Origin of the sequence: Niallia sp. FSL K6-0212 (assembly GCF_038007605.1) — a bacterium.
GTDB lineage: Bacteria > Bacillota > Bacilli > Bacillales > Cytobacillaceae > Niallia > Niallia circulans.
The window spans coordinates 1,234,580-1,250,000 of sequence record NZ_JBBOXL010000001.1; the positions used below are offsets into that span (position 1 = coordinate 1,234,580).

Below are 15,421 nucleotides of genomic sequence, written 5' to 3' on the forward strand. Positions count from 1 at the left end.
CTATTTATATTTATTCGTTTATTTCCCCAAACAAAATTGAGAAAATAACTGATTAATTAAGCTTTCATGAACACTTTCACCAATAATCTCACCAAGTATTTCCCACGTTCTTGTCAAGTCAATTTGTACAATATCGATTGGTGTTCCAGTTTCTGCGCCTACTATTGCATCACTAATAGCATTTAATGCTTGATTCAATAAGGAAATATGTCTGGAGTTAGAAACATAGGTCATATCACTTGCTTCAATAGCACCTTCAAAGAATAGGCTAGATATTGCCTCTTCTAATTGATCTACACCATTTTCTTCTACTAAAGAAGTTGTAATGACTTTTCGATTACCGGCAAGTTCTTTTACTTTTTCTAAATCAATCTTTTGTGGTAAATCTGTTTTATTAACTATTACAATAAAATCCATACCTTCTGTTGCTTTAAAAATATTCTTATCTTCTTCTGTTAAATCATCCGCATAATTTAAGACAAGCAAAATTAAATCGGCTTCTCGTAGTACTTTCCGGGATTTCTCTACCCCTATTCGCTCTACAATATCTTCTGTTTCTCGAATACCGGCAGTATCCAGCAAACGAAGAGGGACTCCGCGCACATTTACATATTCTTCAATGACATCTCTTGTTGTACCAGGGATATCTGTAACGATTGCTTTATTTTCTTGCACTAAGCTATTTAATAAAGAGGATTTCCCCACATTTGGTCTTCCTACAATAACGGTTGCTAGACCTTCCCGCAGAATCTTTCCTTGTTGTGACGTTTGCAGAAGTTTTTCTATCTCCGTCTTAATATACTTTGATTTCTCCAACATCACTTGCTGTGTCATCTCTTCCACATCATCATACTCGGGATAATCTATATTAACCTCTACTTGAGCTAATGTCTCTAAAATTTCTTGGCGCAAATGCTTGATTAATTTCGATAATCTTCCTTCCATTTGTCCAAGTGCCACATTCATCGCTCGATCTGTTTTAGCTCTTATTAAGTCCATTACCGCTTCTGCCTGAGAAAGATCAATTCTTCCATTCAAAAAGGCTCTTTTTGTAAATTCACCCGGTTCGGCAATTCTTGCACCATGAGAAGTAGTCAACTGCAATAAACGATTTACCGAAGCTAGTCCACCATGACAATTAATTTCGACAACATCCTCTTTTGTAAAAGTTTTCGGTCCTCTCATCAACGATACCATTACTTCTTCCACAACCTCATTTGTTGCTGGATCCATGATATGTCCATAATGTATCGTATGAGTTGCTACCTCACTTAACTTTTTATTTCCTATACTCTTAAAGAGCTTGTCTGCGATTTTTATTGAATCCGGTCCACTTAATCGAACGATTGCGATCGCTCCCTCACCCATTGGCGTCGATATCGCAGCAATTGTATCTAATTCCATCTTTTTCACCTCAATTCAAAAAAATAATATCTATTTAAATGATTGTATTCACCTTTGACATGATTACAATAGATTAGATTAACATATCCACAAATGTAAAAAAAGAAAAAAATCCGCACACTTATCCACATTCACTTTTATCATTACTTACCATTTTATCTTATCCACATGTGAATAACAATAAAACGAAAAATAAAATTACAAAAGCTATGTATTTCTTCTTACTATTTTTATAGGTGCTTAGATTCAATTTTATTTGCCCATGTTCTTTTTTCATTTTTACTCGATAAACTGCTTTTGCATGAATCTGACTCCAAATCAAATGACTAAATTGTAAAGACGAATCATTCATAATTAGAAATAACTACTAACCTCTTTTAAAGACAAAAAAAAAGAGAATGTCTCTTCCTTGAGAGACATTCTCTTTTTTCTATCTGTTTTTCACCTTAATCGGCGCAATAATTATATGCCTTTTCGCATCTTCCCCCGAAGAATAAGTTTTTATTCCTTTGAAAGATACCAAAGCAGTATGGATCGTTTTTCTTTCATCAGCAGGCATCGGTTCAAGCGGAATCTCTTTGCCTATTTTAACCGCTTTATAGGCAATTCTCTCCGCTAACTGAATTAATGCCTGTTTTCTTCGTTCACGGTAGCCTTCTGCATCTAATAATACTTTTAAGTATTCTTTCGATTCTCTATTAATGACCAATTGTGCTAGATATTGAATAGAATTAAGGGTCTGCCCTCTTTTTCCGATTAATAGAGCAATTTTTTCACCAGATAATTCATACAATATATTTCTGCCATTTTGTTTTATTTGAATCTTAACAGGAACGCCCATTTTTTCGCAAACATCTTTGAGAAATTCCTCTACCGTTTCCACTGGATTAACTTTTTTCCTTACGATTACCTTTGCTGTTCTAGAACCAAAACCAAAAAATCCCTTTTTTCCTTCCTCAACAACAATGATTTCAACTTGATTCTTTGTTGTCTTAAGCTGAGCTAAAGCTGACTCCACTGCTGCGTCGACTGTTTGTCCTACGGCAGTAACTTCTTTCACTTCTTCGCTCCTCCTGCTTTGCTAGTTTGTCCAGCAGTTTTAATTTCAGGACCTTTGATAAAATACGTTTGAACAATTGTAAAGATATTCCCTACTACCCAGTAAAGAGATAATGCTGCCGGGAAATTAATAGCAAATACTAAAATCATCACTGGCATAATCCAAACCATCATTTGCATTTGCGGATTTGGCGGTGCTCCTGCCATTGATAGTTTTGTTTGAATAAATGTTGTTACACCAGCTATTATCGGTAATAAATAGATTGGATCAGGCTGTCCTAAACTGAACCATAAGAAATCATGGGAAGCAATTTCTCTTGTACGAGAAATAGCATGATAAAATCCAATCAATATAGGCATTTGTACGATTAGAGGGAAGCATCCCGCTAATGGATTTACTTTATTCTCTTGGAATAACTTCATTGTTTCTTCTTGAAGCTTTTGTTGTGTCTTTTGGTCTTTCGAGCTATATTTTTGCTGCAGCTCTTTCATCTGCGGCTGGATTGCCTGCATTGCCTTACTGTTTCTTGTTTGTTTAATCATAAGCGGTAAAATAACCAGTCGAACTAAAATAGTTACGATAATAATAGAGATACCATAACTACCACCAGCGAATGCTGCTGTTTTAATAATCAATTGAGATAATGGATATACAATGTATTCATTCCAAATCCCTTCACTTTCAGAAGTTATTGGTTGATTAAACTCTGTACACCCTGTTAGAATGGTCATTAAAAAAAGTAGACCAACTATCAATAAAAATTTCTTATTCAAGCTGCAAATCCTCCTGTAACATGATTTTCGAATATTACTTAATAAGTATTGTAACCGATAAACGAACGGTAGGAAACGCTTTAATAGGATTTTCCCATTAATTCTTTTTTGAAAGAACTTTTGCTATTTTCAAAATATGGATAAGACTCTTTTTTACTTCTTCAAAAGACATATCAGAAACAGGCTTTCTTACAATTATGACATAATCATACTTGTTTTCCAACATGTCATCTAATTCAAGAAATGCTTGTCTTACATAGCGTTTTATCTGGTTTCTTTTTACGGCATTGCCAATTTTTTTACTAACAGATAAGCCAATACGAAAATGCACTTGTTCTTCTTTTTTCAATTTATAAATAACAAACTGTCGATTGGCAAAAGATTGCCCTTTTTTAAAAACAGACTGAAATTCTTTATTTTTCTTGATTCTAAATTCTTTTTTCAACGTTTATAACTCCTTCAATCCTCCAACTTACCTAATTTCCCAATAAAAGAAAGAATTAGATAGGCATCTTAACGTGAAGTAAACCAATCTATTGTAAAAAAAGGAAGGGTCTGTCCTTTTATGCAAGATCATTCCCTTCTCCTTTTAATTGAAAAAAGACCACTGACTTTTCAGTGGCCTAAGCTGATAATACTTTTCTTCCTTTGCGTCGACGGCGCGCTAAGACATTACGTCCATTTGAGCTGCTCATGCGGCTACGGAATCCGTGAACTTTACTTCTTTTACGTTTATTTGGTTGATAAGTTCTTTTCATTGTATATGACACCTCCCTGAGGAATAGCTGTTATAGACAGTCCTTACAATTATATAAACATAGGCAATTAATTGTCAACTATTCATTTTATTTATCTAATTTTATGGATCACTTTATTTAGTGATGTTCCTATCTTTTTTAGGCCATTGCAATAGTATACCACATATTTTTCTATTCTTCTTCATAATCCTTCCCAACATTTCTATTTCTTAACGAATAATTTTTACCAATTTGGATATTTCAACAAAAATCTCTTTTATCTAATTTTGAGCATTTTTAACTATCCTTTCGACGTTTGTGGATAAATTTCGACGGTAATATTTTTTCCACAATAGTTATTTACAACTTTTCAACAAACTAATAGCTTGTGGACATTTATTACTAACAACCTAATTGACTTGTGGATAAGATATTAAAAAGCATTGCAGTTCTTATAAATTTTTGTTATTATAGTTTTGTTTTCACATCTGAATAAAATCTGTGCATAACTCTATTATCCACAATCTGTGGATAAGTTGTGGACATCTTATTCTTTGTGACTGAACAGAGTTTTCCACAGATGGTGGATACTGTCGAAATACCACTAATCTTCCTTATAATATATTTTTCCACATTAGAAAAGGACAACTTTCCTGTTATCTTGTCTATTTATATCCATATTGCTGCAAGATTTTTGTCCAAAGTCACGATTAGATAATTCCTTTTGCAGGAATTTGACGACTTAATACAGGAAGCAAAGAAAAAAATATCGACTTTTGCAAAAAAAATTTACACTTGTTTTACGATTGCTGCTTATCGCATCAATCGATCTTATCTTTTTTAGCAAAAGTATTTTTAGCGATTTTATCTTAAGGCTTTAAAGCTCTTTTTTTGTTTTTAATATTTTTTAAGGAACGACAAATTGAGTAATTTTAACCATTCCTATTGAAAATCATCTTTTTCTATACGTTTTAAGATAGATCATCTGCTGGGATGAACAGCGCTAACAAGATTAACTCTGAGAAAAGGAGGCGAGGATACTTGAAGAATATAACGGATCTCTGGAATAATGCCTTAAGCACAATCGAAACAAAGATTAGTAAACCTAGTTTTGATACATGGCTTAAGCCTACAAAGGCTAATTCCCTGCAAGGAGATCTTCTAGTTGTAACAGCACCTAATGAATTTGCCCGAGATTGGTTAGAAGAACGGTACTCTCAACTGATTGCTGAAATACTTTATGAAATTACAGGAGAGGAACTTCTTGTAAAATTTATTATTCCTCAAAATCAAAAAGAAGAGGAATTTGATCAGCAAATTTCTACCAAACAAAAGAAAAAAGATGAAGAAGTTACGGAACAAACTATTTTAAATTCCAAATATACGTTCGACACTTTTGTAATTGGATCTGGAAATCGCTTTGCTCATGCAGCTTCCCTTGCTGTTGCCGAAGCACCTGCAAAAGCATATAACCCTCTATTTATTTATGGAGGAGTTGGGCTTGGAAAAACTCACTTAATGCATGCAATTGGTCACTATGTTCTTGATCATAATCCATCTGCTAAAGTAGTTTATTTATCTTCTGAGAAATTCACAAACGAATTTATTAATAGTATCCGTGATAATAAAGGTGCTGAATTCCGTGATAAATATCGAAATGTTGACGTTCTTTTAATAGATGATATTCAATTTCTTGCTGGAAAAGAATCAACACAAGAAGAATTTTTCCATACATTTAACACGTTACATGAAGAAAGCAAACAAATTATTATCTCTAGTGACCGTCCTCCAAAGGAAATTCCAACACTAGAGGATCGCCTGCGTTCTCGTTTTGAATGGGGACTTATTACAGATATTACGCCGCCAGACTTAGAAACACGGATTGCTATCTTAAGGAAAAAAGCGAAAGCAGATGGATTAGACATCCCAAATGAAGTAATGCTTTATATTGCAAATCAAATTGATTCTAATATTCGTGAGCTAGAAGGTGCACTTATTCGTGTTGTTGCTTATTCTTCTTTAATTAATAAAGATATAAATGCTGATTTAGCAGCTGAAGCATTAAAAGATATAGTTCCAAGCTCTAAACCGCGTGTAATAACCATTCATGATATTCAAAAGGTAGTAGGAGAGCATTTTCATATCAAGTTAGAAGATTTCAAAGCCAAAAAACGAACTAAATCCATTGCATTCCCAAGACAAATTGCTATGTACTTATCGAGAGAATTAACGGATTTCTCTTTACCAAAAATCGGAGAAGAGTTCGGCGGCCGTGATCATACAACTGTTATTCATGCCCATGAAAAAATATCAAAATTGCTTTTAACGGACTCTCTACTTCAAAAACAATTAAAAGAAATAAATGAACTCTTAAAAGTTTAGATAGAATAATGTGTATAACTTTCCTTACTTTAAACACAGTCTATCCACATGTTGATAGACTGTGTTTCCTTGCTTAAATAAAGTTATCCACATACTAACAAGGCCTACTACTTGTACTACTATTTTTTTTAAAAATATATTATTAAAATAAGCATTTAGAACTTACATTCAAAATTTATTTAAATCGGAGGATTAATTAATGAAATTCATCATCCAAAAAGACCATCTTGTTCAAAGTGTTCAAGATGTAATGAAAGCAATTACTAGTAGAACAACAATTCCAATTCTAACTGGAATAAAAATTGTTGCGAGTGAAGAAGGAGTAACATTAACTGGAAGTGATTCTGATATTTCCATTGAATCTTTTATTCCTAAAGAAGAAGGAGATCAAGAAATAGTTGATATCCAGCAACCTGGTTCTATTGTTTTACAAGCTAAGTTTTTTAGTGAAATTGTAAAAAAACTCCCTACCAGCCAAGTTGAAATTGTGGTTGATAATTTACAAACAACCATTCGTTCTGGTAAATCAGAATTCAATTTAAATGGGCTAGATTCTGAAGAATACCCGCATTTACCACAAATTTCGGAACAAAATTCTATTAAAGTTCCTACAGATTTACTAAAAAATATTATTAAACAAACTGTTTTTGCGGTGTCCACCTCAGAAACACGTCCAGTGTTGACAGGTGTAAACTGGAAAATAGAAAACAATGATTTAATCTGTATTGCAACAGATAGTCATCGACTAGCTTTAAGAAAAGCAAAAATAGAAACAGAGGAAGAACAATCATTTAATATTGTTATTCCAGGAAAAAGCTTAAATGAATTGAATAGAATTCTAGATGATCATGATGAACCTGTTGAAATTTTTGTTACGGAAAACCAGATTCTATTTAAAACGAAACATATTCTATTCTTCTCGCGTTTGTTAGAAGGGAATTATCCTGACACCAATCGCTTAATACCTACTGAGAGCAAGACGGATATTGTTGTAAATTCTAAAGAATTTTTGCAATCCATTGATCGTGCTTCCTTACTCGCACGTGAAGGTCGAAATAATGTTGTTAAATTTTCAACTATGAGTGATAATGTGATAGAAATTTCTTCTTTTACTCCGGAAATTGGAAAAGTAATGGAGGAATTAGTAAGCGAATCGGTTAGTGGGGAAGAATTAAAAATTTCTTTCAGTGCTAAATTTATGATGGATGCGTTGAAAGTTCTTGAAGGATCAGAAGTGAAAATCAGCTTTACTGGAGCGATGCGACCATTTGTTATTCATCCAACAAATGATGATTCTACATTGCAGCTTATATTACCGGTTAGAACCTATTAAAATTTTTGGGTGTTCTATTTAGTGAACACCCAATTTTCTTTTTATAGAGGCATTGCATAAATATACAAAATGATTAATGAGTGAGCTGTGAGTGTGTTTTAGTCAGCTCATTTCGACTATTTCTGACTTATTTATAGAAATATTACACTTTTCTTTGTGTATCAATAAATTATTTAGTAGAATAGAAAGATACGATTAAAGTTGAGAGAGTGAAAAGATGAATAATCAAATTAAAATTGACACGGATTATATTACATTAGGTCAATTTCTAAAAGTAGCAGAGTTAATACAATCAGGTGGAATGGCAAAATGGTTCCTAGGAGAATACGAGGTATTTGTGAATGGGGAACAGGATCAGCGCAGAGGAAGAAAATTAAGAAGTGGTGACGAAATAAATATTCCTTCATTTGGCAAGTACACTGTTTTATAAAAGGGTGAAACCAAATGTATATTGATGAGTTGCTTTTGAGAAATTACCGGAATTATGAGGAACTGGATATTTCTTTCGAAAATAAAGTAAATGTAATTTTAGGAGAAAACGCACAAGGAAAAACCAATGTGATGGAATCTATCTATGTTCTAGCTATGGCTAAATCTCACCGAACTTCTAATGATAAAGAACTTATTCGTTGGGACAAAGAATATGCTAAAATAGAAGGTAGATTAGTTAAGACACATGGGAAAATTCCCATGCAGTTAGTTGTGGCTAAAAAAGGGAAAAAGGCCAAGTTTAATCATATAGAGCAGCGTAAACTAAGTCAATATATCGGTAATATGAACGTAGTTATGTTCGCACCTGAAGATTTAAATCTAGTAAAAGGCAGCCCGCAAATTAGAAGAAGATTTATTGATATGGAAATAGGGCAAATATCACCAGTATATTTGCATGATATGAGCCAGTATCAAAAAATTTTACACCAGCGAAATACCTACCTAAAACAATTACAAACAAATAAACAAACAGACCATACAATGCTTGAAATTTTAACCGAACAATTTATAGATATGGCAGTTAAAATTGTCGCAAAGCGTTTTGAATTTCTGCATCTGCTGGAAAAATGGGCCGTTCCGATTCATAAAGGAATATCTCGTGGGTTGGAAACGCTAGAAATTCGCTATAAACCTTCCGTTGATGTATCAGAAGACCAGGATTTGTCGAAAATGAAGAGTATATACGAAGAAAAATTCCAGCATTTAAAAAAACGAGAGATTGATCGAGGGATGACATTATTCGGACCTCATCGCGATGATATGATGTTTTATGTGAACAGTAGAGATGTACAAACCTTTGGTTCACAAGGACAGCAAAGAACGACTGCATTATCAATAAAGATGGCAGAAATTGAATTAATTTATTCTGAGATTCGTGAGTATCCGATACTCCTGCTAGATGATGTTCTTTCTGAATTAGATGACTACCGGCAATCTCATTTATTAAATACCATTCAAGGGAAAGTGCAAACATTTGTTACAACAACCAATGTTGATGGAATTGACCATCAAACATTAAAAGAAGCTGCTACTTTTCAGGTTGAATCCGGAACGATTAAAAAGATTCAATAGCTTTGAGGTGAAAAAGTGTACGTTCATATTGGAGAAAATATTCTTGTGCGAACTTCAGAAATTTTAACTATTTTAGATAAACAGACAGTTGAGTCATCTCCTATCTCAAAGGAATTTCTAGAACGGCAAAAAGCAATGACCAATGGGAAAAGTTCCACTTATAAATCTATTGTGATTACGAAGGATACTATCTATTTTTCGCCGATTGCTTCTAATACGTTAAAAAAAAGAATAGTCCAGTTAACTATTCAAGAGTACTAATGATGATGCAAAATTAAATGAAAAAATTTTTTGATGTCAATAGAAAGTTAGGTGATCGATATGTCAACGGAACAGAATCCAGTTGAACAACAATCTTATGATGAGAGTCAGATACAGGTTTTAGAAGGTCTAGAGGCTGTAAGAAAAAGACCAGGAATGTATATCGGATCAACAAGTGGCCGAGGTCTGCATCACTTAGTGTGGGAAATTGTCGATAACAGTATTGATGAAGCATTAGCTGGTTTCTGTAATGAGATAAATATTATTATCGAACAAGATAATAGTATTACGGTTAAAGATAATGGTCGTGGTATTCCCGTTGGTATTCAGGAAAAAATGGGAAGACCTGCTGTAGAAGTAATCATGACAGTTCTCCATGCCGGAGGAAAGTTCGGCGGCGGCGGTTATAAGGTGTCTGGTGGACTTCATGGTGTAGGTGCTTCGGTAGTAAACGCACTTTCGACAGAATTAGAGGTTTTTGTACATCGGGATGGAAATATCTATTATCAAAAATACCAAAAAGGGGTTCCTGCTGCTGATTTAGAAATTATCGGTGAAACAGATACTACTGGAACCACTACACACTTTAAGCCAGATGGTGAAATTTTCAAGGAAACATTAGAGTATGATTATGAAACATTAGCTAATCGTGTTAGAGAACTTGCTTTCTTAAATCGTGATATTCGTATTACGATTGAAGATAAACGTGAAGGCATGGAAAAAAGAAAAGAATACCATTATGAAGGTGGTATTAAATCATACGTAGAACATTTAAACCGTAATAAAGAGGTCCTTTTTGAAGAACCAATTTATATTGAAGGAGAAAAAGACGGGATAACAGTTGAAATCTCTTTCCAGTATAATGACGGATATACCGGTAATATTCATTCATTTGCTAATAATATTAATACACATGAAGGTGGAACACATGAATCCGGATTTAAGACAGCCCTCACCCGTGTAATTAATGATTATGCAAGAAAGAATAGTTTATTAAAGGAATCAGATACGAATCTTTCAGGTGAAGACGTAAGAGAAGGTCTTGTTGCAATCGTCTCTGTTAAACATCCAGATCCACAGTTTGAAGGACAAACAAAAACCAAACTAGGAAATTCAGAAGTTCGTACCATTACAGATACTGTTTTTTCTGAACATCTTGAGAAATTCCTTTTAGAAAATCCTACGGTAGCTCGTAAAATTGTAGACAAAGGTCAAATGGCTTTAAGAGCAAGAATTGCTGCGAAAAAAGCAAGAGAATTAACTCGTCGTAAAAGTGCTCTCGAAGTTTCAAGCTTACCAGGAAAATTGGCGGATTGTTCTTCAAGAGACCCGAAAATTAGTGAACTATTCATAGTAGAGGGAGACTCTGCTGGTGGTTCTGCAAAATCAGGTCGAGATCGTCATTTCCAAGCAATTCTGCCGCTAAGAGGTAAAATACTTAATGTTGAAAAAGCTAGACTAGATCGGATTTTATCTAACAACGAGGTTCGTTCCATGATTACTGCAATAGGAACAGGAATTGGGGATGATTATGATATATCCAAAGCGAGATATCATAAAATTGTTATTATGACAGATGCCGATGTTGATGGTGCTCATATTCGAACATTATTATTAACCTTCTTCTACCGTTATATGAGAAAGATTGTAGAAGCTGGTTATATCTATATCGCACAACCGCCACTATACAGCATAAAACAAGGGAAAAAGCTAGAATATGCATATAGTGATAAACAATTACAAGAAGTTCTAGCTACATTACCAGCCAACCCTAAACCGAATATACAACGTTATAAAGGATTAGGAGAAATGAATGCAGAGCAGTTATGGGATACAACGATGGATCCTGAACACCGCGTACTTTTACAAGTAAGTTTAGATGACGCCATTGAGGCAGATGAAACATTTGAAATGCTAATGGGTGATAAAGTAGAGCCACGCAGAAACTTTATTGAAGAAAATGCGACCTACGTTAAAAACCTAGATGTTTAAAGATAGGAAAAGAAATTTGGTGCTGATTAGATTGGCACCTTGTGTATTTCTTTAGAAGTCAGTTATTCCTATTAATCATAAGGAATTCGATTAGATATACTTGTTCTAAAACACTTTTTATCATGAAGAAGCTGGTCTAATTGTTTCTTAAGGAGGTTCCTTTAAATGGCTGATATGCCAAATTCTCAAATTAAAGATAGAAATATAAGTAAAGAAATGCGTGATTCCTTTTTAGATTACGCGATGAGCGTTATTGTTTCTCGTGCTCTTCCAGATGTACGAGATGGATTAAAACCAGTACACCGACGTATTTTATATGCGATGCATGATCTTGGAATGCATTCTGACAAGCCGTTTAAGAAATCAGCCCGTATTGTTGGGGAAGTTATCGGGAAGTATCATCCACATGGTGATAGTGCTGTTTATGAAACAATGGTTCGTATGGCTCAGGATTTTAACTATCGCTATATGCTTGTTGATGGGCATGGTAACTTTGGATCTGTAGATGGTGACTCTGCTGCAGCGATGCGTTATACGGAAGCAAGAATGTCGAAAATAGCAATGGAGCTATTACGTGATATTAATAAAGATACAATTGATTACAAGCCAAACTTTGACGGAGAAGAAAAGGAACCAGTAGTATTACCTTCTCGATTCCCTAACTTACTAGTAAATGGTACAAGTGGGATAGCGGTCGGAATGGCTACAAATATCCCTCCACATCAATTAGGAGAAGTAATAGACGGAGTCCTTGCTGTAAGTAAGAATGCTGATATTACCATTCCTGAATTAATGGAAATTATCCCAGGACCAGATTTTCCAACTTACGGAATGATTGTTGGTAGAAGCGGAATTAGAAAGGCCTATGAGACTGGCAGAGGTTCCATTATATTAAGAGCACGAGTGGAAATTGAAGTGAAGCCTAGTGGTAAGGAAGTTATTATTGTCAAAGAAATTCCTTATCAAGTCAATAAAGCAAGACTAGTAGAGCGTATTGCTGAATTAGTTCGCGATAAAAAAATTGATGGAATTACTGATTTGCGAGATGAATCGGATCGTAATGGAATGCGCATTGTAATTGAAGTGCGAAAAGACGCAAATGCCAATGTTTTATTAAATAATCTATATAAGCATACGGCTATGCAGACGAGCTTTGGTATCAATCTTCTTGCATTGGTTGATGGGCAGCCAAAGGTACTTAACTTAAAACAATGTTTAGCTCATTATCTAGATCATCAAAAAGTCATTATTCGCAGAAGAACAGAATTTGAATTAAGAAAAGCTGAAGCTAGAGCTCATATACTAGAAGGACTGCGTATTGCTTTAGATCACTTAGATGAAGTAATTAGCTTAATTCGAAGTTCACGAACCACAGATATAGCGCGTGAAGGATTAATGACGAACTTTAATCTTTCGGAAAAACAAGCTCAAGCTATTCTGGACATGCGTCTACAAAGATTAACTGGATTAGAAAGAGAAAAAATTGAAGATGAGTATCAAGAATTAGTTAAGCTAATTGCTGAATTAAAAGCTATTCTAGCGGATGAAGAAAAAATCTTAGAAATTATTCGCGAAGAGCTTTTAGAGGTAAAAGAGCGATTTAATGATACACGTCGTACGGAAATTATTGCTGGTGGAATTGAAAACATTGAAGATGAAGATTTGATTCCAGAAGAAAATATCATTATAACCTTAACTCATAATGGTTATATTAAGAGACTACCAGCATCTACTTACCGAGCGCAAAGACGTGGAGGCAGAGGAATTCAGGGCATGGGTACGAATGAAGATGACTTCGTTGAACAGTTAAGCTCTACATCTACTCATGATACTATTCTATTCTTTACGAATAAAGGGAAAGTATACAGATTAAAAGGGTATGAAATACCAGAATTCAGCCGAACTGCTAAAGGTATTCCAATCATTAACCTTTTAGGTGTGGAAAAGGATGAGTGGGTCAATGCAATTATTCCTGTCTCAGAATTTGTAGATGATTGGTATTTATTCTTCACTACAAAAGAAGGAATATCTAAACGCTCTCCGTTATCATCTTTTGCCAATATAAGAAATAATGGACTAATTGCTGTTAACTTAAGAGAAGGTGATGAGTTGATCTCTGTACGTTTAACAGATGGTTCAAAGGAAATTATTATTGGTACGAAAAACGGATTGCTTATTCGTTTCCCAGAAACAGATGTACGTTCTATGGGTAGAACGGCAACGGGCGTAAAAGGTATCACTCTATCATCTGGGGATGAAGTAGTAGGTATGGAAGTTCTTGAAGAAAATTCGGAAATACTGATTGTAACTAAAAAAGGTTACGGAAAAAGAACACCGATAGATGAATATAGAGTTCAAGGTAGAGGCGGAAAAGGTATTAAGACATGCAACATCACCGATAAAAATGGAAATCTTGTATCGATGAAAGTTGTTACCGGGGAAGAAGATGTAATGATTATCACAACAGGCGGGGTTTTAATCAGAATGGCAGTAAGTGATATCTCTACAATGGGTAGAAGCACTCAAGGTGTCCGACTGATTAAATTAAATGAAAGTGACAATGAATTTGTTGCAACTGTTGCGAAGGTAGAAAAAGAGGATGAAGAAGTGGAAATGACTGAAGAAGGTCAACAAGCATCTTCAGAGAATGACGCGGATTCAAACGAATAATATTGTGTAGAGATGTCTTAAAGGGAAAACCTAGAGGCATCTCTTTTTTATGGAGATTAATTCATATATTTTAAATATATAGCTGATTTTAGGAGTATTGGATGAAATTAATGGGTTACATTTCAAAAAAAATACATTAAAATAGTAAAAAAGTCCGTTTTTTAAAGGGTGGTTTCCATGATTGTTAAAGTTAGAGAGTTAAAGCCAGGCAGTATTTTAGCAGAAGACATTTTTATACGAACAAATAGACCAATAATTACCGCAAAAACGGTTTTAGCCGAGGAGCATATCAAGATATTAAAAGCTTTTTTAGTAGAGGAAGTAGCAATTGAAAATACACAATTAGATGGTACACAAATTATTCAGTCGTATTCATCTTTTCATAAAGTGGAGAGAAAAGAAGTGGAAAGTGGCTTTATAGCTCTTTTTTTACATACAGTCCAATTATACAAAAAAGAATTTATTTCTTGGCAGTCAGGATTCCCTGTAAACATAGCCAATATCAGAAATATAATTTTACCATTGTTAGAAGAGTCAGAACGTGTGCCAAAAGAAATATTCTCTCTTTATCACTTATCGAATAAAAAGGAATATATACATCAGCATTCTATTGCAATTGCAATTATTAGCGCATTTATTGCTCGGAAAATGAATTATAGCTACAGAGATACGATTCAAGTAGCATTAGCAGGTTGTTTAAGTGACGCAGGAATGGCTAAGATCGATCAACGGTTATTATACAAAACCGAGCCTTTAACAGAGGAAGAGTTTGATGAAATTAAAAAACATACAAGATATAGTTTTGAAATGATTCCTGAGCATAGTTTATTGAAGAAAGAGACACGTCTTGCCATTTACCAACATCATGAAAGAATAGATGGAAGTGGATATCCAATGGGAAATATAGATACAAAGATACATGCATTTGCTAAAATAATTGCAGTAGCCGATACTTTTCATGCTATGACATCAGAACGATTGTATAGGAAGAAACAATCTCCTTTTCGAGTAATTGAACAAATGCGGCAGGATCACTTTGGTAAATTTGATTTAACAATATTACAAGCATTAAGCAATGCTATTACTCAATATACAATTGGGAGTAAAATTAGATTATCCAATGGCGAAAAAGCTGAGGTTTTATTTAAGGAAGGGAATGCTTCCACTAGACCGTTGGTAAAAATAATGGAAAGTGAAAGGATTCTTGATTTAGAAAAAAATAGACATTTGTTTATTGAGGAAATTT

13 protein-coding genes (1 of these 13 only partly in view) are annotated in these 15,421 nt (G+C 34.2%); 8 read left to right on the forward strand and 5 right to left on the reverse strand.

The window, feature by feature from the left end:
- Positions 1–18 precede the first annotated feature (18 nt).
- From mnmE to rpmH, 5 genes are all read right to left on the reverse strand, one after another.
- On the reverse strand, positions 19–1,404 hold the full coding sequence (gene mnmE, locus MHH96_RS05645) for a tRNA uridine-5-carboxymethylaminomethyl(34) synthesis GTPase MnmE (RefSeq protein ID WP_047944601.1): 1,386 nt from the start codon (positions 1,402–1,404) through the stop codon (positions 19–21).
- 430 nt (positions 1,405–1,834) lie between these two features.
- Positions 1,835–2,464, reverse strand: coding sequence for an RNA-binding cell elongation regulator Jag/EloR (jag, locus tag MHH96_RS05650; protein WP_095321077.1), 630 nt, complete (start codon positions 2,462–2,464; stop codon positions 1,835–1,837).
- On the reverse strand, positions 2,461–3,195 hold the full coding sequence (gene spoIIIJ / locus MHH96_RS05655) for a YidC family membrane integrase SpoIIIJ (protein WP_369988879.1): 735 nt from the start codon (positions 3,193–3,195) through the stop codon (positions 2,461–2,463). The genes jag and spoIIIJ overlap by 4 nt, the downstream gene beginning before the upstream one ends.
- Positions 3,196–3,334: 139 nt before the next feature.
- Positions 3,335–3,682, reverse strand: a complete 348-nt coding sequence (gene rnpA / locus MHH96_RS05660) for a ribonuclease P protein component (protein WP_095321871.1) — start codon at positions 3,680–3,682, stop codon at positions 3,335–3,337.
- Positions 3,683–3,860: 178 nt separating this feature from the next.
- A complete protein-coding gene (gene rpmH / locus MHH96_RS05665; protein WP_016201470.1) occupies positions 3,861–3,995 on the reverse strand; it encodes a 50S ribosomal protein L34 in 135 nt (44 codons plus the stop codon).
- A gap of 1,020 nt (positions 3,996–5,015) precedes the next feature.
- Here rpmH and dnaA point away from each other — a divergent pair.
- The 8 genes from dnaA to MHH96_RS05705 form a co-directional block, all read left to right on the forward strand.
- On the forward strand, positions 5,016–6,356 hold the full coding sequence (dnaA, locus tag MHH96_RS05670) for a chromosomal replication initiator protein DnaA (protein WP_047944606.1): 1,341 nt from the start codon (positions 5,016–5,018) through the stop codon (positions 6,354–6,356).
- Between the two features lie 199 nt (positions 6,357–6,555).
- Positions 6,556–7,689 (forward strand): DNA polymerase III subunit beta, encoded by a 1,134-nt coding sequence (dnaN, locus tag MHH96_RS05675; protein ID WP_047944607.1) that lies wholly within the window; start codon positions 6,556–6,558, stop codon positions 7,687–7,689.
- 217 nt (positions 7,690–7,906) lie between these two features.
- Positions 7,907–8,119 carry a S4 domain-containing protein YaaA gene (yaaA, locus tag MHH96_RS05680; RefSeq protein WP_047944608.1) on the forward strand — a complete coding sequence of 71 codons (213 nt, stop codon included), beginning with the start codon at positions 7,907–7,909 and terminating at the stop codon, positions 8,117–8,119.
- Positions 8,120–8,133: 14 nt separating this feature from the next.
- The gene (recF, locus tag MHH96_RS05685; RefSeq protein ID WP_061797267.1) at positions 8,134–9,252 is read left to right on the forward strand and encodes a DNA replication/repair protein RecF; all 1,119 of its coding nucleotides are present in this window, start codon (positions 8,134–8,136) and stop codon (positions 9,250–9,252) included.
- A 15-nt stretch (positions 9,253–9,267) separates the two neighbouring features.
- The gene (gene remB / locus MHH96_RS05690; protein WP_047944610.1) at positions 9,268–9,513 is read left to right on the forward strand and encodes an extracellular matrix regulator RemB; all 246 of its coding nucleotides are present in this window, start codon (positions 9,268–9,270) and stop codon (positions 9,511–9,513) included.
- Positions 9,514–9,573: 60 nt separating this feature from the next.
- Positions 9,574–11,505, forward strand: coding sequence for a DNA topoisomerase (ATP-hydrolyzing) subunit B (gene gyrB, locus MHH96_RS05695; RefSeq protein WP_047944611.1), 1,932 nt, complete (start codon positions 9,574–9,576; stop codon positions 11,503–11,505).
- 165 nt (positions 11,506–11,670) lie between these two features.
- On the forward strand, positions 11,671–14,175 hold the full coding sequence (gene gyrA, locus MHH96_RS05700) for a DNA gyrase subunit A (protein ID WP_328283408.1): 2,505 nt from the start codon (positions 11,671–11,673) through the stop codon (positions 14,173–14,175).
- 177 nt (positions 14,176–14,352) lie between these two features.
- Positions 14,353–15,421: the 5' portion of an HD-GYP domain-containing protein gene (locus MHH96_RS05705; RefSeq protein ID WP_328283409.1), read on the forward strand. It continues 11 nt past the right edge of the window; 1,069 of the gene's 1,080 nt are visible here — the first part of the coding sequence; its start codon is at positions 14,353–14,355; its stop codon lies beyond the right edge, outside the window.

Bases quoted from the DNA above. Each gene is read 5' to 3' on its own strand.
- mnmE (WP_047944601.1), bottom strand. From the start codon at position 1,404: ATGGAATTAGATACAATTGCTGCGATATCGACGCCAATGGGTGAGGGA.
- spoIIIJ (WP_369988879.1), bottom strand. From the start codon at position 3,195: ATGACCATTCTAACAGGGTGTACAGAGTTTAATCAACCAATAACTTCT.
- rpmH (WP_016201470.1), bottom strand. From the start codon at position 3,995: ATGAAAAGAACTTATCAACCAAATAAACGTAAAAGAAGTAAAGTTCAC.
- dnaN (WP_047944607.1), top strand. From the start codon at position 6,556: ATGAAATTCATCATCCAAAAAGACCATCTTGTTCAAAGTGTTCAAGAT.
- yaaA (WP_047944608.1), top strand. From the start codon at position 7,907: ATGAATAATCAAATTAAAATTGACACGGATTATATTACATTAGGTCAA.
- recF (WP_061797267.1), top strand. From the start codon at position 8,134: ATGTATATTGATGAGTTGCTTTTGAGAAATTACCGGAATTATGAGGAA.
- gyrB (WP_047944611.1), top strand. From the start codon at position 9,574: ATGTCAACGGAACAGAATCCAGTTGAACAACAATCTTATGATGAGAGT.
- gyrA (WP_328283408.1), top strand. From the start codon at position 11,671: ATGGCTGATATGCCAAATTCTCAAATTAAAGATAGAAATATAAGTAAA.